This is a genomic window from Mesomycoplasma hyorhinis ATCC 17981 (assembly GCF_000383515.1).
GTDB classification, from domain to species: Bacteria; Bacillota_I; Bacilli_A; order Mycoplasmatales; family Metamycoplasmataceae; genus Mesomycoplasma; species Mesomycoplasma hyorhinis.
In genome coordinates this window covers 1-22,300 of sequence record NZ_KB911485.1, presented here as the reverse complement: position 1 = coordinate 22,300, position 22,300 = coordinate 1, and the positions used below count along the sequence as shown (strand labels likewise).

Here is a 22,300-nt window from a genome sequence, read left to right as displayed (position 1 = left end):
AATAAGAAAACCAAATTTACTAACAATATTCTTATGGCAAATATTGCATTTTTTGTTTTGAAAATTTTTGAATAATATTAGAAAAGTTAATTTAAATAAAAAGCTTGTATTGTTCAAAATACAAGCTTTTTTAGTGATAAAAAAGAAAGGAGACTATATGTTAAAAAAGAAAAAATTACTATTAGGTTCATTAGTTTCAGTAATTCCCATTAGTTTTTTAGTTTCTTGCGGTGTGACTCCGATGTGACAAAAACATGAATTACTATCAAATGTTAATGCACCAGATAGTTCTTTTTATGCTTTTTATGGCTTTTCTGATTTTGCAGGTTCACCTAGTACCGAAAGTGATTATTTAACTAATGGTCCATATTTGGTTCAAACTATTTACGAAGGTGATACTGTTATGGACAAAGTAGCAAAACCAGATAAAATAGAAAAGGGAGTTACTATAAAATCTTATCAATACAATTATGTATCCCCTTCTTATAAATATTTCGCTTTAGCTGTTGCTAAAAAATTTATAGTTACAGTTGAGGATGAAAACCATAAAGATCAAGTTTATGTTTTTGATAATGATAAACATGAATTAGGAAAATTAACTGCAGGTGAAAAACCAACTCAATCAATTTATACTCTTACTTCTAACGATCCAAAGTCTATAAATTCAAAATTTTTCCGTGATACTTTATCAAAAGCAAAAAACTTACAAATTGAAATTAAAGAGAATGTTCCTTGAGTGGATTATCAAGGAAAACCAACTAAATATACAGTAAAACCAGAAGACTTTTTTTATTCTTGAAAACTAAAAAATTTATTAGATCAAACATATAGAAAATCTCATGGGGGAAGCGATAAAATTGATGAAACAGCAAAAGCAGCTATAAAAAATTTAAATCCCCAAAGTACAAGATTTGCATCTGATTTAGAAAATGATTATTTATTTAAAGTTTTTGGAATAGATAAAAGCAAATTACTAAATGAAGATACTTTTTTAACAAATTACGAAGGTAAAAAAGTATTAACCTTCACACCATTGCAAACTCCAGGACTTCAAGCTAACTATTTCCAAATGTTGCAGAAAATAATTTTTGATTCTTATTTCTTTGCACCAGTTCCTTCTGACTTTATTAATGAAAGAGTTAAACAACAAACAAAAGAAGTATCAGTTCTAAAAGAAGTAAAAGAACAATCCGGAAAACCCATAACAGTAAGAGTTAAAGAAGAACAAGGATTATATGGTGAAACAGGCGAAGCTTTAAAATATGGTTTCTACTGATATGGTCAAGATTATGATAAAGATTTACTTTATGCATCACCTTGAATTATTAACTATGGAGACAAAAATAAAATTGTATATATAAGAAATCCATATTATCCAAGAACAGGATGAAAAGAAGCAGAACCTAGTTCAGTGAAAAAAATAACTGTTAAATACTCTCAATATCCAAATGCATCAACATATACATCAGCTCAATTTAATAACTTTAAAGAACAAACTATTCCATCAGTTTCATTCTCAGGTTTATCCGAAAATGATAAAAAATATGCATTAACTCATTTTAAAGAACTAGGTGGTAGATATGGTTTAGGAAAAGCTTTAGATTCTATTGTTTGAAGAACTTATGCATCTTTATTACCAGGTTCAATGAATCAAGTAATTTCCTCAAGCAATAATTCAGATGTTAAATATACTGATCCAACAAAACTTTATAAATTTAATGATGCATTTTCAAGACTTTACTTTGGATATTCATTAGCTGAAATTGCACAAGGTGGAGCTAAAGTTGTTCCATATGTTTTTGGTGGAAGAGGACTTCAATTTAGAAGTATTATTTATTCAGCTTGAAATCTTTACACAATTAGTAGAATTATATCTAATACTTCTCTTCCTTGATACTCATTTGTTTCTCCTGATAATATTTTGGCTAAAGATAAAACTGCAAGACAACTTTATGACAAAGTATCAACCATTTTTGCTATAGACGAAAACGGAAATAGATTCTATACCAAAACTCCAGAAGAAGAAAAGAAACAAAATATAAACAATCCATCAAGTAACGCAATTCAAAGAGAAGCACCGAACTTTAAAGTTCTACAACAAAAAATGAAAAAACTTTTAGATGATTTCTATGCAGAACAAAAATTAGATCCAAAAACTAAAATTCAATGAACATTAGCAACAAGATATATAAATTCTTCAAATAAAGAAATTTCAGCATATCAAGAAGCTGCAAAAGCAATAGAATCTCTTGATCCAAGATTAAGTATTGATACAACATCAGAGGTTCCTGTAACTAAAGATAATTATTTAAACTTCTTAATTAGAGGAACAGGTCCATATCACTATGTGGGATGAAGTTATGACTACAATGGTGCAGGAACAGCTATAGATGGATTAACACAAAACGCTGGAACTGGATTAGCAGCAGCTAGTTATTTTGCTTCTTTAGATTCAAATTCTAATCTTGTCAAATCATTCCCAATGTTCTACAAATATTCAAAAGCACTAGAAGCTTTCTTCACAAAAGATGAATATAAAGGAAAAATAAGACCATTTGCTGAATGAAAAGATGCTCCAAATTCACCAAATTTTGGACTTAGAGACTTAAAAGATCCAAATGATAAAAACAGAGATGAAAAACCAGATGTATCAAAATGAATTACAAATCACATTGTTGAGGAAAAGGATCCAACAACTAACAAAACAGTGAAAAAATTCAAAAAATATGATGCAGAATTTTCATTAAATGAAGAAACTGGATTGTTCAATAACCAATTCCAATTAGCTCATAGCGATGATGAAGTTGCTGAACTTCTTTCAGAAATTACTTCATTATATAGTTTACAACCATTTACACTAGGACTTACTACAATTGGAAGCACACCAAGTGTTTTCTTTTTAAATCCTAACTTGCAAAGACCTGATACAGATAATTCTTTTCTACCACCTGACCAAATCGTTATTAAACCATTTCTTAAAAAAGAAGGAGAACAATAATGCTGACTAAATACATTTTAAAAAGATTATTACTCGCAATTGTAACTTTTATAGTAATTTACGTTATTGTTTATTTAATAATGGCTAAATTTGGTAACAACCCTTTTGTTAATACGGTTGATGCTATAAAATCCAAATCAACAGATGCAAGTGAACAATTAATTAAATTGCAAAAAGAAAATGGTTTTGATAAACCAGCAGTTGTTAGATTATGAGATTACACAGTTGGAATTTTCCACGGAGATTATGGAAAAATTTACAAATCCAGTGAAACTTCAATTCCGGCTTTATTCTTTAAACCATTAAGATACACAATTTTAGTTTCACTTCCTTCATTTATCATCAGTGTAATTTTAGGAGTTATTTTAGGAACTATTTCAGCTTACAAAAGAGGTAAATGACAAGATGCTTCAATAACATCTTTTGCTACAGTTTTTGTTGCTTTACCTTCATTCGTTTTAGCTCCTTTTATAATTTTAATAGCTCTAAAAGTAAATTTACCTTTTGAATTTAAGGATGCCGAAGATTATTCAGTAGGAACAATGATTACTTCATTAATTCCGCCAATTGTTGTTTTCGTGCTTTCTTCTATAGCAGGATATACCTTCTTAGTAAGGAACTGAGTTGTTACAACATTGTCTTCACATCAAGTATTAATTGCAAAAGCAAAAGGATTATCAAAATTCAAAATTTTTACAAAACATGTCTTCAGAAATGCTTCAATTCCTTTAGTAAGAACACTAATTTTCTCATATTTAGCTCTACTATCAGGATCAATTATTTTAGAACAATTTTTCAGAATTCCAGGTTCATCAACAATAATAGTTAATGCAATCCAAGATGGAGAAATAAATGTTTCAATGTTTTCTTTAATTTTCTTTACTTCACTTTCATTAGTTACTGATATTGTTGCCGATCTTTCATACGTATTTATGGATCCAAGAATTTCAATAGCTTCAAAATCAGAAAGAAATTACTGAGTAGAATTTAAAAAATGAAGATCAAGAAAACAAAGCAAAGAAAAATTAGAACAAGGAGAAATGAGTAATGTCTAATTCATCACAAGAATTTAACTTAAAATATCGCTTAACACAAGAAGATCTTAAGTTACTAAAAGTTTCTCCAAATCATTTCAATTCTTTTCAAATTACAGGTAAAGTTTCTGAACTTTGAAAAGATACATTAAAAAACTTTTTCAAAACTCCACTTGCTTTAATTGCAACAATAGTCTTCATTTTGCTTCTTTTAACAGCAATTTTTACAGCTGCTTTTTCTCCATTTGATACAACAAAACCAATTTCTGGAGTAGATAATGAACTTGTGTTTTCACAAAAACCAGGTACTTGAGGTGTGTTTGAAAACAATATCTCACAAGATCTTTTAGACAAAATTTTGAGTAAGTCAACACCACAACATCCATTAATTCACGGTGTTGTAGAAGAAATAGTTCCGGGAAGATATTTAGCTAATTTCAATCCATATGAAGTAATTTCAGTATTAGCAAATAAACAAATTTTTTCTATTGTAGGAACAGATGAATTTGGTCGTGATATCTGATTAAGAACTTGAGTTGGAACACTTAATGCTTTAGGAATATCAGCAATTATAGCTGTTATAGAAAGTGTAATCGGTGTTCTTTTAGGTACTTATTTAGGTTACCACATAGGAAAATGAATTGACAATATCTTCTTAAGAATAATCGATGTGTTTAACTCAATTCCTTGAATAGTTATCTTTGTTATATTTATAGGAATTTTTGGACCAAAAACAATAGTAATTATAATTCTGTTAACAGCAACAGGATGAACTGGTCCAACTTATTTAGCTAGATCTTATACAATTATTATTAAAGATGAAGAATACATTCAAGCTGCAAAAGCTGTTGGTGCTTCAAAATTAAGACAAATTTATTCACACATACTTCCAAATATTTTAGGAAAACTCCTTTCTGGTTTTGTATCTAGACTATTATCAGCTATCTCAATTATTGCTGGACTTGCTTTCTTGGGATTTTTAAAAGAAAGCGCTGATTCACCAGCTAATTTAGGATTAATTATTAACTCTTCAAGACAACTAGCAGATTCAAATATTTGAGCTTTATTATTCCCATCCTTTATATTGGTTATATTAGCTTTAAGTACAAGATTTATAGCAAACGGAATTCACGACGCACTTGATCCAAGAATTGGAGGTAGAAAATAATGTCAAATTCAGAAGTAAAAATCAACTTAGAAGATAAAGTTTTAGATTTAAAAAACTTAAAAGTTGCCTTCAAAATCAAGGGTAAAAAGTACGTTGAAATAGTAAGAGGTGTTGATTTATCTATTAGACGAGGACAAATTGTTGGTCTTGTTGGAGAATCAGGATCTGGTAAATCTGTTACTTCAAAAGCGTTATTAGGTGTTAATGAATTTGCTAAAACAACAGCTGATAAAATGTTAATTAGTGGTATTGATGTTGCTAAATTTACAAAAGATAAACAATGATTACAAGTTAGAGGAAAAAAAGTAGGATACATTCCACAAGATCCTTTAGTTGCTTTAAATCCAACTAGAACTATTGGAAAACAATTGCTTGATGTTCTTGAAAAATCAGATAGATTTAAAACAAAAGAAGAAAAACAAGAATACTTGATTTCTCTTCTTGAATCCTTTGGATTTGAACGTGCAAGAGAAAGATTTAACTCTTATCCACATACACTATCAGGTGGTATGAAACAAAGAATTATTATTGCAATGACTGTTGCCGCAAATCCAGATTTAATTATTGCTGATGAGCCAACAACTGCTCTTGATCCAACAGTTCAAGCGTCTGTTCTTGCTTTGTTTAACCAAATTAGATTAGAGTATGGAATTTCAATTATTTTCATTTCTCATAACATTTCAGTTATTGCAAAATTCTGTGATTATATTTACATAATGTATGCTGGAAAAATCATTGAAAAAGGAACAAGAAAAGACATTTTTACTGATCCAAGACATCCATATACTTGAGCTTTAATTTCAGCAATTCCTGAAGATAGAGATGAAAAACTTTATACCATTCAAGGTTCACCTCCAGATATGAAAAATCTTCCAGCTGGTGATCCATTTGCTCCAAGAAATGATTATGCGTTAGCTTTAGATTTTGAAAAAGAACCACCATTAATTTCTATATCTAAAACACATGCTGCAGCTACTTGATTATTACATCCAGATGCACCAAAAGTTGAACTAACTAAAGAGCTACAATCCAGATTAAAACTATTTAAAGAGGTATTAAAATAATGCAAGTTAAACCAACATTAAAAGTTCAAAGCTTAAAAAAATATTTTTCCAATAAATTTGGTGTTGTCAAAGCTGTTGATAACGTAAATTTTAGTATCCAACAAGGAAAAATTTTAGGTTTAATTGGTGAATCTGGATCAGGTAAAACAACAGTTGGTAGATCTTTGATTAGATTATATGAATCTTACGGTGGTCAAGTTACTTTATTAGATGAAGTTATTTCTGGAAACAAATTAACAAAAAAACAAAATCTATTTTTAAGAAAAAATATTCAAATGATTTTCCAAGATCCATATTCTTCTTTAAATGGACAAAAAAATATTTATTCTATTTTAAAAGAACCATTGATTGTTAATGGGATTTTAAAAGAAAAAATGAGGGAACTTTTTCAAGATTGAAAAGAAGTTGTTAAAAACTTTAAATATACATTTTTGGATAAATATTTAGAAATTGATATTCAAAATGTACACGATTACAATAAAAAACTTACTAATTTTTTAGAAGAATTTGAAGTAAAAGTTAATCTTTGAAAACCTCAATTTGAAAATTTAAGTCTTGAAAATAAAAAAGAAATTGAAGAATTTTTTAACTCATATTTTACTTTTTTAGATAAAAAACAATTAATCCTTACACAAAATTTCAATGATGTTTATAAAAGAGCTGGAATTTTATATAAATTCTATTTTGAGATGCAAGAAAAATACCGTAAAGGTGAAATTTCTTTTGATGAAGTAGATGTTAAAAATACAGCAAATCAGCTCAAAGAAATTCGTGAAAAAATTAAAGATATTTCTCACTTTGTCAGAGTCAAAGAAGATCCAACCCACTTAGATCAAATATCACAAGATTGAGAAAATTGAACAAAGTACAATAACTCCAAAAACTTACTAAATTCTTATGTGTCACAATACAAATATGAGTACAAAATGAATTTGAATAATGCTTTAATAACAGAAGATGTTCAAAAATATTCATATTACAAAAAACTTTCAGTTGTTAATTACGAAATTTATAGTTATTTAAGTTTGCATTTTAAAAAATTTACTAATTTAACTTTTTCTAAAATTGAAAGTTTCATTAGTCGCTTTGAAGAGTTAAAAGAAACATTTTTATTAGAAAAACAAAATGTTTTAATAGTTAATCAAAAAAGCGAAAAATTTGAATCAGTTACAAATTTCAGACATGAATTCATTGATAGATTATCTAATTTAAATGTTGATGAATTTGTTGAAGATTCAGATTATAACGGAAGTCTTCATTACAAAAATAAACCAACAATTTTATTTGAATCTGTATTTAGTAAATATAATGTTAGTTTTCCTAAAAAAGATAAACAACTAAAATCTTATTTAGAAGAAGAGCTCAAAAAAGTTGGTGAAGCTCATGAACAAGCTAAAAAAGTCTTTGATGAAGAAACAAGAAAATTTATTGAAGAATTCTCCTTAGTTCAAAAAGCAAAAGAAGAAGAATTAGCTTTATTTACTTCACAAAATAAAGAATTAAAAGAAAAAATAGTTAAGTTAGAAAAAGAAGTTGTTGAACTTCACAATAAATTTTTGACACTAATTGCAAAAGATAAAGATCTTTACAATAGCTTTAAAAATAGATTTAAAGAAAAACAAGAAGTTATAAAATCCTTTTCTATTGAAAACAAAAACATTTTCAAAGTTTATAAAAATATTAGATTATTTTTCGGTATTGAAAGTTCAGCTTCATATACTCTTCTAAAAAGAAGAATTAAAAAGTTTATTACTAGTGAATTAATTTATGAAGCTCTAGAAAGTGTTGGATTACTCAGACAATTTGCTTATAGATATCCACATGAATTCTCTGGTGGACAAAGACAAAGAATTGTTATTGCTAGAGCTTTAATTGTAGAGCCTAAAGTGTTAATTGCGGATGAACCAATTGCATCACTTGATATTTCTATTCAAGCGCAAGTTGTTAACCTTCTTAAAAAATTAGTTGAAGAAAAAAATCTTTGCTTGATTTTCATTGCGCACGATTTATCTATTGTTGAATATTTAGTGGATGAAGTTATAATCTTACATTCAGGAAAAATTGTTGAAAGAGGAAAAACTCACTTAGTTTATAATAATCCAATTCACCCTTATACAAAAAACTTGCTTGAGTCAGTTCCTAAAATGTCTAATGCACATATTCCTTTCAAACCTTTACCATTTGTTAATGCTTACTTAGCAGAACAAGAGTTTCCAAATAAAATAGTTTCACAAAAAGTAGAACAACATCATTATGTTTTTGGAACACAAAAACAAATTAATGAATGACTCAAAAAAGCATAATTAACATATAATTAAATTATGTCGAAAGAAAAAGTAGTTTCATTTTTTAGAAAAAAAATTCTAAGAGATTTTAATAAAGCATCTCTTTTCTGAATTGTTTTTTGAACTTTAGTTTCAATTATTTTGTATTTAGTTTTAGTATACGTTAGAAAAAGTACTTGATATGATGCACAATCAGTTGTTGGACTTTTATTAATTTGTATGAGTACATTTGCTACAGTGCTTAGATTTGGATTTTTTAATAACTATTCTAAAAGCTATAAAAATTGAAGAATATCTTCAGAAAACAAAATGAGAAGAGAAAATCATTTAGAAGAACTAGAGTTTGTAAATGATGACAAACTAAAAAGTGAAAGAAAAAGAAAATCATTAATCCCTATTTTATTAGGATTTATAACCGGAATATTATTAATATTGATTACATTGCCATACTTAAATTTTGCAAAATAATTTTAATAAAAAATATTCAAGCTTTGTGCTTGAATATTTTATTTTTCCTTTAAAAATAAAACTTTTATAATTTAAATATTTTAGAGTAATTTTGGATTCTATTAATAAATTTTTTAATTTCTTGTATTTTCATTTCCTTTTTTAAGTTATCAGTTAGCATTTGTTCAATTTGGCTTAAACTATAAAGAGAAGAAATAAAAATTTTCTTATTTTCCTTGATTCTACTATCTAAAACAGGATTTAAAACTTGTTCAATAAATCAAGAAACATCATTAGAACTAACAAAATCTTCAATTAAAAGATAATCAGCATTTTTAAGTTGATTAATTATTTCAAATGCAAGACCTTTTTTTGAAATTGAATTTGAATATAAATTAACTAAATCAAGAAAATTGGTATAAACAACAGATTTTTGCTTAGAGACAATACTTCATGAAAGAATTTTAAAAAATACAGTTTTACCAGATAAAGAGGGTCCAAAAATAAAACATCATTTTTTACTTTTAGGTACTTCTTTTCATAAATTATAAACATTACGTTTTACTTCATTATTTATTTGCTTTAAAAAGTTTTCTTTAAAACTATCTGATAAATGTGCAGCAGAAAGTTGTGAAATTTCTTTTAGAAAAATATACTTTTCTAAAATTTCAGATTTATCTTTTTGTGATTCTACTAGTTTGATTTTTAAAGCATTTGTTATTGGGTCTCTAATAATTATTTTTAAAAATTTAGCATTTGGTTCTTGATCTAAAAAATTTAAAAATACATCAATATTATCTGTTAACTCTTCTTTAGAAACATTTAAGTTCTTAATAATTTTTTGAACTTCAGGATCAGCATTTATTTTTTCTAGGAAAAATTCTTTTATTTTTTCCAAATCTTCTTGATTATTTTCTATTGACACATCACTTAATGAGATTTTATTAGTCTTCATTTTATCATTCCGTTTCTTCTACTTCTTTTAAAAAATCATCTATTACATTTGTATTGTTTATTTCTTCTGTATCATTTTGTAAAGTTTCATATGGATCAAATAAGGGCTTAGATTTTGAATTAATTTTTTGTTTGTATTCAAATTTTTCTAAAAGTTCTTGATAAACCTCATGATGTAAAATAATTTTTTTATTAAATAAATCTTTTGCTATTTTTTCAAAATATTGAAAATTAATTTTATTATTAATTTTATAACAGTAATCTAAAATTTCATTTAATGCATGAAAAGAAAAACCAAGTTGGTGATAATGTTCTACTTTCTTTTCAAGACTAGGAATAGGAAGTCTGTGAGTTAAATATTCAATATATCTTTTACTATTTAAAACTTGTTTTGCTTCAATGTTGCTTTTTATATCATTGATATGAACTTCATCTTTAACATCATCTGAAATAAAGATTTGAAAAAAGTTAGTTGATACTTCAGAAAATCCTTCTTTTTTATAGTCTTTTTCAGAAAATCTTTCAATTAACTCATTAAATTTGTTTTGACCTATTTTTTTAATAAGTAATTCTGAAAAATAATGATTTTTTAAAATCTGATTAATAGTTGAAGGTTTTTTTAATTCAATAAGTACAACTTTTTTTTCTTCATTATAAAAGGTTCTGATTAAACCAATAGCTTCTAGAATCTTTTTGTTTTTTTCAAAAACTACTTGATCCATTTTGAAAATGGATTCTAAATCATTTAGATTCAAAAATTCTTTTTTCTCGTTAAAAAATTCAAAATCATAAAAATAATTAAATAAAATATAAGCTTCTTTTTCTATTATAGGCAAATAAAAAAATCTTATTAATCTAAAATCTTCTTTACCAATATTTTTTGTTCCAAAAATTAAATATTTTTTATTCATAAAATCTCCCAATTTATTTGTTGATTTAATTTTATAAATTTTTATTTAATTCTGAAAAAAATTTAGGAAAAAAGTCTTCATTTTTCCACTCTGAATTAGAGATATTAACATCCACTTTGTGACAAAATCCTTTATTTAAGAAGTCATTTAAGCTAGAAATCGAGTTATTAACATTTTTATTAACAATATTTTTAACACGTTGTTCCTCAGAAGAAAAAATACGGATTACTTTATCGAAATAAACAGCAAAGTTTGCATTTTTAGAATATAAATTAGGAATTTCCACAAAATCATATTTATTATTTTTTAAATGTTCTTCTAAAAAAGGATAAACAAGTTTTTCAATGATATTAATATTATCTGGATTACTTCTAATAAATTCTCTTAATTTTTCTTTATTTACCTTCATGTCTTTAACAAATGCAGGATTGTAGTTTTTTAAAGCAAGATAACAAGGATTGTCTTTTAAATAGCACATTTGAAAAAATTCATCAGAAAATAAAATTTTTTGTTCTTTTTTTAATACTTTTTTACTATATTCTTGAAGTAAATTTAAAAATGTTGTTTTTCCTACAGCATATTTTCCAATCACTGCATAAGTTTTGTGTTTATTTTCCATTTAATCCGATTCTTTTCTTAAGATTTTTGCTACACCAGCGGGTTTTGATTTAGGTCCGATTTTATTGGCTATTTTTTTTAAGTTCTTTGATCCTGATTTTAATGCTATAAGTGTACCTACAATGTTTTTTGTAGAAGCATCATTCATAGAATCACCTATATGAATTGTATTTTCTAAATCAAAATTTTCTAAATTTGCAATAAATTTTACCACTTCTCCTTTAGTTGCATTTTTATTAGTGATTTCTATTGCTCTTCCTTTAGCTACTAATGCTAAAGAAACAACTCCTTTGTATTTTTTCTTTATTTCGTAAAAAGTCTTCACAATTTTCTTTTTCGAAATAGACATTATTAAAATTTTGTGTGCATTTTCTGTTTTAAAATCTTGATATTGAAAAGATTTGAAACTAGTAATAAAAGCCAAGATTTGGTTTTGTAAACCTTGACCAAAAAGATGTTTTGCATTATCAGTTGAAAAAGAAATTTTTTGTTTTTGTGCAATTTTAAATATATCTTTTACTAAATAATTCTGGATTATTTCTTCTTTTAAAATTTGATTATTTATAGGATTTAAAATGTAAGAACCATTTAAACAAGCAACATATTTTGCTTGTGTTTTTTTAGCAATTTCTTCAACTTTTTTTGAATATTTTCTTCCAGTTGAAATCACAATTATGTTCTTTTGTGAAGCTTCTACAACTGCTTTTTCATTTTTTTTACTCATACTAGCAGAAATACCAAATCCAACATCAAGGAGTGTTCCATCTAAATCAATGAAAAAAATTTTTTTCTTCAACATATTGTTTATAATTATATAAAGATAGAAATAAAAATTAAAAAATTAGGAGCAAAATGAATTTTTGATCACATGACTATTCAGCATATATAGTAATGATTGTTGTATGAGCAGTAGTTTTTGTAGTTTTCTTGTTGGTTGAATTTTTTACAACAGGTGTTTGATCAGGTTTAATTTCAGTTTCTGCAGTTATTCCATTTATTTTAGCAATCACAACTAATGGTCAAATTTGATCAATAACATTACAAATCATTCTATTCATTTTATTGTTCTTAATTCTTTATTTTTCTTTATTTAAGTTCTTAAAACGTCTTTTTAATAAAACAGAATATGAAGGACCAATTTTAGAATTATTAGATTTAGATCCTATTCCTTTAACACATTCAAGTTCAGAAAAAGGATTTGAAGAAACTAAATATGGACAAATCAATATTCACGGAAAAATTTATCGTACTTTATCTGATAAAGGTCAAGGTTTTATTTCTGAGGGAACATTTGTTAAAGTTGTTCGTATTGAAGGTACTACACTAATAGTTCAAAGAGCAAAAATGCAAGAAGACACAATAAAAGGAGAATAACAATGACAACAGCAGGTTTAGTAATTTTAATTATTTTTATAATAATTGTTATTATATTAGCAGTACTTTTAATTTCCAGAATTAAAATTATTCCGCAATCACATTTTTATATAATCGAAAGACTTGGAAAATATCACAGAACAATTCAAAATGGACTTCACTTTATTTGGCCATTTATTGAAAAAATTGGTTTAAAAGATAACTGAAAAGAAAAAGTGTTTGACTTTCCAGCACAAGATATCATTACAAAAGATAATGCTAATATTAAAGTTGATTCAGTTATATTTTTACAAATAACAGATCCAAAACTCTTTGCATATGGAGCAGAAAGACCAATTAAAGCAATCGAAAATCTATCAGCTACAACACTTAGAAATTTATTAGGAGATCTTGAGCTTGATCAGACATTAACTTCAAGAGATACAATTAATTTAAAATTAACTCAGATATTAGACACTGCATCAGATTCTTGAGGAATTAAAGTTCATAGAGTAGAAATTAAAAATATAATTCCTCCAAGAGAAATTCAAAATGCAATGGAAAAACAAATGAGAGCTGAAAGAGAAAAAAGAGCAAATGTTTTAGAAGCTGAAGGATCTAAAACAGCAAAAATTCTTGAAGCTGAAGCATTTAAACAGTCTTCTATTCTTGAAGCAGAAGGTAAAAAACAAGCAGCTATCTTAGCAGCTGAAGCTGAAAGAGAATCACAAATTTTAAAAGCATCAGGAACCAAAGAAGCTATCGAATTATTAAATAGCGCAAGAGTATCAAAAGAAGTACTTGTTTTAAGATCAATTGATCAGTTAGGAACATTAGCTAACGGGACAGCAACAAAAATTATTATCCCACCTAACTTATCAAATGTAGCTTCTACAATGGCTACAGTTTCAGAATTATTTAAAGAAGAAAAAACAAGCGAAAACAAATAATTTTTTCAAAAGACTTAAAGAAGCGAATTTAAGTCTTTTGTTTTTTATTTGTTTGTTATGCTTTAAATTTTGCAAAAATTTAGTAAAATTTTAAAACTAAATAATTTTAGAAAAAGAGAAAGAATATGAGTAAATTGAATTTATTACAAAAAATTGCTCGTCTTAATTCCAAAGAAAAAAACAACCAACCAAAAAATAAAAAATCAAAAAAACCTGTTTCTAAAAAAAGAAAAGTGGTTTATTCTATTATTGGAGTCGGTGCTTTTGCTTTGATTTTAGGATTGGGAATTGGTGTTCCAGTTGGTGCTTCAAAAACTTCTGGAGCTTTAGTTCAACAAAGAGATAAAAACGATATTTTAGTAAGTATTAGTACTCCTACAGGAGATCAAAATATTTCTACTTCACAACTTTTAAGTGCAATTAAAACCACAGGTGAACAACAAAATGAAGAACTAAAACTTGCAAAGAAAAAAATTGTTGAATATCTTTATGATCAAGAAGTAGAAAATGCTGAATTATTCCAAAAAGCTTGAAATGATACAAACTCAGATAAAACTTCTAACAACGGAAAAACATTTACTATCAAATCAAAAGAAGATGTTAGAAAAGAAGAAGAAAATAAATTAAAAGATGAAAGAACCAAATTCCAAAAGAACTTTGGATTTAACAACTGAGAAACAGAGTTCAATAAAGAATTAGCAACTGAAAAATACGGAAATGCTAAAAGTTTTGATGAGGCAGTTGACTATCTAACTTTCCAAGCTCTAATTCCTGTTGCTTTTGCTCGTTTTAAATTTGAATTAAATACTTCTTTTACAAACTCAGATGTTACAAATAGAATCCTTAAAAATGATATTAAAAATAAATCAGGACAAGTAGTTTTTCACAAAGGAGATCGTCTCTTTAAAAACATTATTAATTTAGCAACAAAAGATGGTGAAGATTTTGTTAATGGATTCTTGCCTAACATTAAAAATCCAAAAGATGAAAATAAAACACCTGAAGAGATAGAAAAAAGTAAAGAAGATCAAAAAGTTGCTGCTTTTTTAAGTAAATCATTTGTTAAAGATTATATGTATCCAAAAAAACTCTTTAACGAAATCTATTTTAATGATGGAGCTGTTTTAAAAAATAACTTTCATTTATTTGATATGTCTAAAATAGTTGTAAATGTAAAAACAGATGATAAAAATTCACAATCACCTTGAAAAATAGCTAAAGCAGATCTTGAAGAATTATTGACTTATTTTTTAGTTGAAGTAGAACCAAATGTTCTTAAAGCAAAAGTAGTAAGAAATGGTTTAGATTCTCTAGAATCCTTCAAAAAAGAAGCAGAAAGTTATAAAACTAATCAAGAAGATAAGGTTTTATTAACAGTAATAAATCCTTCAACAAATAAAACTCTTGCTAATTCATATGGAAAATTACCATTACAAAATCTAAGTCAAATTTTTGAAAACAATTCAGTACAATTTGGACTTTCCTTTTTAGACAAACTCTACAAACCAAAATCAACAACTCAACTCCTTTCTAAAACTTTATTTGAAAATATTAAATCTGAAGTATTTAAAAATAATAAAAACTTACTTCCTGATTCAAGTTCTTTAGTAGGTAAAACTGTAGCAGAAATAAAAGAAATTAATCGTCGTTTAAAAGACTATATAGAAAAACTAAGTGATACAGAATTAAACAAAGCAGGTGAAGCACTTAAGAAAACTTTTGGTGAAGAAAAAGATAATTTTAGAATTAGTAATAGTTATTCTCTAACTGACAATCCAAATATAAGAATCGTTTTTGATGACAAAGGTATGTCAATTTTAAAAGTTTCACAAATTAAATCTTGAGAAGAATTTGAAAAAATAATTGACAAAGAATTACAACTAAAAGCTAATAACCAATTTGATAATAAAATAAATTCTAACATTGACCTTTCATCTTTATTATCTGAACTTCAAAATGATGATTTTGCTTTATATTCTTCAATAAAAGATCAAAAATTTAAAGATGTTTTATTAGCAGATAAAAACAGAACTGAAGCAGAAAAACAAAAATATTTAGACGACATAACTCAACTTTCTAATAATTTTTTAGTCTCATTTGTAATTAATAAAGTTTTAAAAATTAATTCAAATGTACAAACTTATCTCAAAAAAGAACTAGAAACAAGACTAATTAATGATTATGAATTTAACCAAAACAAAAAAATCTGAGTAATTAAAACACAACCGGATAAAACAGCTTCACAAGCAATACTAGATGAATTACAAAGTTTGTTTAAAGTAGGAACTAATTAGGAGAAATGATGAAAAAAATTAGAAAATCACTTTGAGTTTTAGCTCCTGTTTTAGGTTTATCAGCAATTAGTTTAATTTCATGTAGCTACAATGTTGAAAGTCCACAAAGAATAGAAGAGAATAAAAAACTACAAGACAAAATTGTTGCAAGATATGTAGATAATGCTTTTGTAGAAACAATTTTGGCACAAAAAGTTTATAAATTCAAACCAAGCGATATAAAAGCTAACTTCAATGATACAAATTCAGCCTTCTTTAAAGAGGCACAACAAGCTTTTAATTTCTATCAAAATTACCAATTAAAACAAGATCAAAACTTTACATACACAACATATTCCAAATTATTAAAAGATCAAGTTTTAAATTCAAATGATTTGAAAGTTCTTCAAAAAGATTTAGGTTCTGGAAGCAAATTTGAAATTCCTGCATTTAAAATTTTATATAATAATTTAGAGACAGGAATCGCTGAAATTGTTAATAAATTATTATTAGTTAAATTCTTTTTATTAAATCAAGATAGTAAAGACATTAAAGATTCTAAAATTTACAAAGACGGAACAAGTGATAAAGCTTCATACACAACCAAAAATATTTTAGAAAGCTTAGATACAAATGAAAAAGATTTCTTCTTAATGAAGCTTTTATTAGAAAAACAACCAGCACAAGTTTGAAAATTTGAATCAACAAATACTATTGATTTAGCAACATTTGCAGCAACTCAAATTAATGATGCAGATTCTTTTAACGCAATAGTTCTAGCTGATGCTGCACTGGATTCAAAAACTACACAAAAAGAAGAAAATTTTGAATTTTTAAATGCAAATGATTCAATAGATTTACACAACTTATATGGTTATCAAGGAATTTTATACAATCAAGGTGTTAGCTCAAGAAACGATTTAGATTATTCTTTAACACATTTAAAAAATGATTTTAAAATCAGATCAGGATTTTTAGATGATTCAAATAGAATATTTAGCCAAGACCAATTAAGTTTATATAGCAAATGAAATCAAGTAAAATTAGCTCCAATAAAACTGAAATCAACTTTTGATACTAACAAAGAAAAAGAAGCGCTTTTAGCTACAGATATTGACATTGAAGCTGATTCTAATTCACTTCAAAATGCTACTTATTCTGTAGAAAAAATTTATCCTTCTTTAATTACTTCTAATAAAAAAAGTGCAGATGTTGTTGTAAAAATTACTATTAAATCAGATAATCAAAAAATAAAAGATAATAGCTATTTTTACAAAGTTATGATTGATTGAAATAACAAAGATAACATCACTTACACTCCACAAATAAACAAAGATGGAGAAAAATTACCTCAAGAGGTTCCAGCAAGTATTGTTTCACTTTCTTCCGATGCTTCAAAAATTAGTATTAGTTATGTAAACAAAATCGTTCCTTTATTTGATAAAGTTGTAACTGATGAAAAAACCAAAGAAACTAAGAGATATTTTTCTTTAGATAACACACCTTGATCTTCTTTAGAACAACAAGAAATCCTTGCTTTTTCTTTATTTTTAGCAGATCAAAACTTAATTTTTAATGATGTTAAATCCTATTTTGAAAACATGGGATACAAAATAAATGTTAAAGATTCAGTAATTAAATTAGATGATACAAAAGATGAGAAAAAATAAATAAAATAATTTAGTTTTTATATAATTTTAATTATGAACAATTGACAAGAAGAATTATTTTTAAAAATTATCAAAAGAGAAGAACCAGCAACCATTTTGTATGAAGATGATAAGGTCATAGCTTTTTTAGATAAATACGCACATACAAAAGGTCACTTTTTAGTAGTGCCAAAAAATTATTCAAGAAATTTATTTTCTATATCTGATGAAGATTTATCATATTTAATTGTAAAAGCAAGGGAATTTGCCTTACAAGAGATTAAAAAATTAGGTGCTACTGGATTTAAATTATTAATTAACAATGAACCAGATGCAGAACAATCAATTTTTCATACACATGTACACATAATTCCTTATTATAAAAAATAAAAATTTAAAAAGTAATGTAAAAATTTAATTTACATTACTTTTTTTGTATAATTATTTCAACAGGGGTGCTGTAAAAGGCTGAGAAATACTCTATAAGTTGATCTAGATAATGCTAGCGTAACGAGTTGTTTTTTATTTACAAATTTTTAAAGCTATCTCTGTCACAAAAATTAATTAAGGAGGTAGCTTTTTTGCTCAAAAAATTTAAAAATTTTATTCTATTTTCATCTATATTTTCGCCAATAGCATTTGCTATATCATGTTCTAATACAGGAGTAGTCAAGCAAGAGGATGTATCAGTTAGTCAAGGTCAATGAGATAAAAGTATAACATTTGGTGTTTCAGAAGCTTGGTTAAACAAGAAAAAAGGAGATAAAGAAGTTAACAAAGAAGTTATTAATACATTTTTAGAAAATTTCAAAAAAGAATTTAATAAACTCAAAAATGCAAATGATAAAACCAAAAACTTCGATGACGTTGATTTTAAAGTAACTCCAATTCAAGACTCTACTGTGTTGTTAAACAATTTATCTACTGACAATCCTGAATTAGATTTTGGAATTAATGCTTCAGGAAAATTGGTAGAATTTCTAAAAAATAATCCTGGTATAATAACTCCTGCATTAGAAACAACAACTAATTCTTTTGTATTTGACAAAGAAAAAGATAAATTTTATGTTGATGGTACAGATTCAGATCCACTTGTAAAAATTGCTAAAGAAATTAATAAAATTTTTGTTGAAACTCCATATGCAAGTTGAACTGATGAAAATCATAAGTGAAATGGTAATGTTTATCAAAGTGTTTACGATCCAACTGTTCAAGCTAATTTTTATAGAGGAATGATTTGAATAAAAGGTAATGATGAAACTCTAGCTAAAATTAAAAAAGCTTGAAATGATAAAGATTGAAATACATTTAGAAATTTTGGAATTTTACACGGTAAAGATAATTCTTCTTCTAAATTCAAGTTAGAAGAAACTATATTAAAAAACCACTTTCAAAATAAATTTACAACACTAAATGAAGACAGAAGCGCACATCCAAACGCATATAAACAAAAATCTGCAGATACATTGGGAACTTTAGATGATTTCCATATTGCTTTTTCAGAAGAAGGTTCTTTTGCTTGAACACATAACAAATCAGCAACAAAACCTTTTGAAACTAAAGCAAATGAAAAGATGGAAGCACTTATAGTAACTAATCCAATTCCGTATGATGTTGGAGTGTTTAGAAAAAGTGTTAACCAATTAGAACAAAATTTAATTGTTCAAACATTCATTAATTTAGCTAAAAATAAACAAGATACATATGGTCCACTTTTAGGGTATAATGGTTATAAAAAAATTGACAATTTCCAAAAAGAGATTGTAGAAGTTTATGAAAAAGCCATTAAATAAATTAGAAATAAAAAATTTAACATTTAAAAATAAAAATGATGATTACATAATTTTAAAGAACCTAAACTTAGATATAGATTCTGATAAAGTTTTGTTTTTATTAGGTTCATCAGGCCAAGGAAAAAGTTCTTTATTAAAAACAATTTTAAAACAAACTGATGTAATTGAAGGAACAATCCTTTTTAATAAACAAGATATTTTTCAATTAAACAAAAAAGAATGAAAATCCTTCTTAAAAGAAGTAAGTTTCTTAAATCAGACAACCACTTCAATCCCTTTTGAAACAGTTTTTACCAATATAGTAAGATCACTTCAAGATTATAAAAATTTATTTTATAACATATTTAATTTAGTGAGTAAATCTCAAAAAGAAGAAATTACTTCTGTTTTAAAAGAGTTAAATATTTTGGACAAAATTTACCACAGAGTTGATTCACTTTCTGGAGGACAACAACAAAGAGTAGAAATTGCTAAATTAATGATGCAAAAACCCAAAATTATTATAGCAGATGAACCTACAAATTTCCTCGACCCTAATATTTCTAAAAATATTATTGAATTAATTATTAAAATGGCTAAAAAATTTAACTCAATTTTGATAATAGTTACTCACAATGTTAATTTAATTCATGAATTTGATTCTTCTATTTTACTAATTAAAAATCAAGAATATCATTTTTATAAATCAAATAAAGAAATAAATTCAAATATTTTAGACCAGGTTTTTAAAAATGATTAAAGAAAATTTATTTTTTGAATGAGTAGATAAAAACAATAAAAAACTAAAATTAAAATGAAAAATTTTAATTTTATTGCTTTCCCTTTTATTATTTATTTTCTCCTTTTATTCCTTATTTCAACCAATTAATTATGGTTCTACAAGAATTTTTACAAAAAATTTAAAAGAATTATTTACTTTTTCAAATTATTCTAAAAAATATCCAAGTTGAACTCTGTGACAATTAAGTTGGTATTACATGTTTTTAACTATTCGTTATTGTGCCTTGGGTACAACTTTAGGCTTTATTTTCGCTTTTTTTACTTCTTTTGTAAGTTCTAATTTTCAAAAATATAAATTTATAAGATACATTATTAATATAATAATTATTTTTTTCAAAGCATTTCCAATTTCATTATTTGTTTATTTTTTTTCTATAGGTTTTGACAAAGAATTAGCAGCAACTTTAATTTTATTTTGATTTAGTTGATTGTGAATGCATAAGTATTTTCTAGATTTTTTAAATAATCTAGATAAAACTAATTACAAAATTATGCATATGAAAACTAATGAAAATTTTGCTTCTTTTAGAAAAACTTTGTTCCCTTATATAGTTAATAAATATTTTATGTTTTTTGTTTATTCATTAGAAAGCAACATTCGCTGAACCACAATAATAAATGCTGCTGGAGTAATTGGGATTGGATTGCTCTTAAATGATGCAAGAGATTTTTCATTAGGTTGATCTGTTGTTGGTATACCTTTGTTAGTAATTTTAGTAACCATTATATTTTTTGAATTTCTAACTCTTTTTTTAAATAAAGTTATCTTAAATATAAAAAATATAAATTATCAAAACACTTCTTTTTTATGAATAAAATTAAATTTTAGAAGAATTTTTAAATGATTTTTTGTCTTATTTTTTGTTGGATTGAACATATATTCAATTATAAAAATTTCTTCCTTTACACTGTATCCAAACTATATTAAAAACTTTTGAAATCATTTTTTTAGCTTTCAAAATGAAGTATTTTCACATAATAAAGAAAATAATCCGTTTTACTGAATTTTAATATTAATTTATCAGTGTATAGTTTCTATTACAATAATTGCAATAATTTCTTTGGTATTTTCCATTTTAGGAAATGAAAAATTAAATAATGTGACACAATGAATTCCGCTTCGTTTTTTAAATACATTATTTAGAATAATTCCAACAATCATTTTTATTTATTTATTTTCTATCTTTTGAATAGGAACTAATATATTTTTATTAGTAGCAGTGATAACTGCATTACGTAAATCCACTAGTTTAGTTAAACAATTAAATGAAAGTATTAATTCAATTAATTGAGAAATATATAAGACTTTAGAAATTCAAGGTAAAAGTAAATTTCAAAGAATTATCAAATTTGTTTTTCCATCTATAAAAAAAGATTATTTATCATTTTTACTATTTTACTTTGAAAATCAAGTTCAAACATTAATTTTATTAGGTTCAGTTGGCGGGTCTTTATTAGGTTCAAAAATAAGTATTGTAGGCCAAGCAGGAGAAAGAACAGAAAACATCTTGGAGTTGATGACTTACTCTTGAATTAGTTGAGTTTTTATAGCAATTATTCAACTCTTGCAATTCTATTTTAATCTAATAGTTCAAAATAAAAAAATTAGCCAACTTTATCTAATTAAAAATTTAAATACTTATTTTACAAAAATTAAAGTAATATTTAAAAATAAATTTAGTTCAGATCAATAATAAAAAAACAACAAGAATTACTTGAGGTGATACCCTTTTCTTGAAAAAATTTTTGAGTGTTTTAATTAATTATAATTTGAAATGAATGTTTCCCTAAATTTAATGGGAGACATTCATTTATTTTATCTTTAATTCGTTTGTAATTGTAATAATAAATATAATTTGCAATTGCTTTGTGAAATTGTTTAAAAGTTAAAAATTCTTTTTCGCGACCATAAAAACATTCTCTTTTTAATGTCCCAAAAAATGATTCAATGATGCTATTATCTAAACAATTTCCTTTTCGAAACATGGACTGAGTTATTCCTTTTTGTTTTAATTTTTCTGAA

Annotated in this window: 18 protein-coding genes, 1 pseudogene and 1 riboswitch; of the genes and pseudogenes, 14 read left to right on the top strand and 5 right to left on the bottom strand. The window is 25.5% G+C overall.

Going from position 1 to position 22,300, the window contains the following annotated elements; translation table 4 throughout:
- The first annotated feature begins 157 nt into the window (after positions 1-157).
- From F801_RS0100095 to F801_RS0100070, 6 genes are read left to right on the top strand one after another with little or no spacing between them, the layout of a single operon-like run.
- On the top strand, positions 158-2,998 hold the full coding sequence (locus F801_RS0100095; protein ID WP_020104446.1) for an OppA family ABC transporter substrate-binding lipoprotein: 2,841 nt from the start codon (positions 158-160) through the stop codon (positions 2,996-2,998).
- Positions 2,998-4,053: an ABC transporter permease gene (locus F801_RS0100090; RefSeq protein ID WP_013302451.1), complete on the top strand. Its 1,056-nt coding sequence runs from the start codon at positions 2,998-3,000 to the stop codon at positions 4,051-4,053. The genes F801_RS0100095 and F801_RS0100090 overlap by 1 nt, the downstream gene beginning before the upstream one ends.
- Entirely contained in the window at positions 4,046-5,200 is a 1,155-nt protein-coding gene (locus F801_RS0100085; protein WP_013302450.1) for an ABC transporter permease, read from the top strand. Before F801_RS0100090 ends, F801_RS0100085 begins: the two co-directional genes overlap by 8 nt.
- Positions 5,200-6,264: an ABC transporter ATP-binding protein gene (locus tag F801_RS0100080; RefSeq protein WP_013302449.1), complete on the top strand. Its 1,065-nt coding sequence runs from the start codon at positions 5,200-5,202 to the stop codon at positions 6,262-6,264. Before F801_RS0100085 ends, F801_RS0100080 begins: the two co-directional genes overlap by 1 nt.
- Positions 6,264-8,567, top strand: a complete 2,304-nt coding sequence (locus F801_RS0100075; RefSeq protein ID WP_013302448.1) for an ATP-binding cassette domain-containing protein — start codon at positions 6,264-6,266, stop codon at positions 8,565-8,567. The genes F801_RS0100080 and F801_RS0100075 overlap by 1 nt, the downstream gene beginning before the upstream one ends.
- 18 nt (positions 8,568-8,585) lie before the next feature.
- Positions 8,586-9,017, top strand: coding sequence for a DUF3899 domain-containing protein (locus tag F801_RS0100070; RefSeq protein WP_013302447.1), 432 nt, complete (start codon positions 8,586-8,588; stop codon positions 9,015-9,017).
- A gap of 64 nt (positions 9,018-9,081) precedes the next feature.
- Here F801_RS0100070 and F801_RS0100065 read toward each other — a convergent pair whose 3' ends face one another.
- Genes F801_RS0100065 through F801_RS0100050 form a run of 4 tightly spaced genes read right to left on the bottom strand, consistent with a single transcriptional unit; the run spans position 9,082 to position 12,278 of the window.
- Positions 9,082-9,951: a P-loop NTPase family protein gene (locus F801_RS0100065; protein WP_014335750.1), complete on the bottom strand. Its 870-nt coding sequence runs from the start codon at positions 9,949-9,951 to the stop codon at positions 9,082-9,084.
- A 1-nt stretch (position 9,952) separates the two neighbouring features.
- Positions 9,953-10,861 carry a DnaD domain protein gene (locus tag F801_RS0100060; RefSeq protein WP_014335749.1) on the bottom strand — a complete coding sequence of 303 codons (909 nt, stop codon included), beginning with the start codon at positions 10,859-10,861 and terminating at the stop codon, positions 9,953-9,955.
- Between the two features lie 31 nt (positions 10,862-10,892).
- Complete coding sequence (locus F801_RS0100055; protein ID WP_020104445.1) at positions 10,893-11,480, bottom strand: nucleoside/nucleotide kinase family protein; 588 nt, start codon at positions 11,478-11,480, stop codon at positions 10,893-10,895.
- Positions 11,481-12,278 (bottom strand): HAD-IIB family hydrolase, encoded by a 798-nt coding sequence (locus F801_RS0100050; RefSeq protein ID WP_014335747.1) that lies wholly within the window; start codon positions 12,276-12,278, stop codon positions 11,481-11,483.
- A gap of 53 nt (positions 12,279-12,331) precedes the next feature.
- On the opposite strand from F801_RS0100050, the gene F801_RS0100045 reads away from it, so the two are divergent.
- The 8 genes from F801_RS0100045 to F801_RS0100010 all read left to right on the top strand — a co-directional run bounded on the left by F801_RS0100045 (position 12,332) and on the right by F801_RS0100010 (position 21,971).
- Positions 12,332-12,853: an NfeD family protein gene (locus tag F801_RS0100045; RefSeq protein WP_014335746.1), complete on the top strand. Its 522-nt coding sequence runs from the start codon at positions 12,332-12,334 to the stop codon at positions 12,851-12,853.
- A 2-nt stretch (positions 12,854-12,855) separates the two neighbouring features.
- Entirely contained in the window at positions 12,856-13,782 is a 927-nt protein-coding gene (locus tag F801_RS0100040) for an SPFH domain-containing protein (RefSeq protein WP_014335745.1), read from the top strand.
- Positions 13,783-13,907: 125 nt separating this feature from the next.
- Positions 13,908-16,076: a HinT-interacting membrane complex protein P80 gene (locus tag F801_RS0100035; protein ID WP_020104443.1), complete on the top strand. Its 2,169-nt coding sequence runs from the start codon at positions 13,908-13,910 to the stop codon at positions 16,074-16,076.
- A gap of 8 nt (positions 16,077-16,084) precedes the next feature.
- Positions 16,085-17,725, top strand: coding sequence for a HinT-interacting membrane complex lipoprotein P60 (locus F801_RS0100030; RefSeq protein ID WP_015084310.1), 1,641 nt, complete (start codon positions 16,085-16,087; stop codon positions 17,723-17,725).
- A gap of 33 nt (positions 17,726-17,758) precedes the next feature.
- Positions 17,759-18,094, top strand: a complete 336-nt coding sequence (gene hinT / locus F801_RS0100025; protein ID WP_013302440.1) for a histidine triad protein HinT — start codon at positions 17,759-17,761, stop codon at positions 18,092-18,094.
- Between the two features lie 51 nt (positions 18,095-18,145).
- Positions 18,146-18,235: riboswitch (TPP riboswitch) on the top strand.
- Between the two features lie 50 nt (positions 18,236-18,285).
- A complete protein-coding gene (cypl, locus tag F801_RS0100020; protein WP_015084309.1) occupies positions 18,286-19,497 on the top strand; it encodes an ABC transporter thiamine pyrophosphate-binding lipoprotein p37/Cypl in 1,212 nt (403 codons plus the stop codon).
- Entirely contained in the window at positions 19,478-20,236 is a 759-nt protein-coding gene (locus F801_RS0100015) for an ATP-binding cassette domain-containing protein (protein WP_020104442.1), read from the top strand. The genes cypl and F801_RS0100015 overlap by 20 nt, the downstream gene beginning before the upstream one ends.
- A gap of 238 nt (positions 20,237-20,474) precedes the next feature.
- On the top strand, positions 20,475-21,971 hold the full coding sequence (locus F801_RS0100010) for an ABC transporter permease (protein WP_227861713.1): 1,497 nt from the start codon (positions 20,475-20,477) through the stop codon (positions 21,969-21,971).
- A 65-nt stretch (positions 21,972-22,036) separates the two neighbouring features.
- On the opposite strand, the pseudogene F801_RS03970 reads toward F801_RS0100010, so the two are convergent.
- A pseudogene (locus F801_RS03970) lies at positions 22,037-22,300 on the bottom strand (IS3 family transposase); the annotation flags it as partial.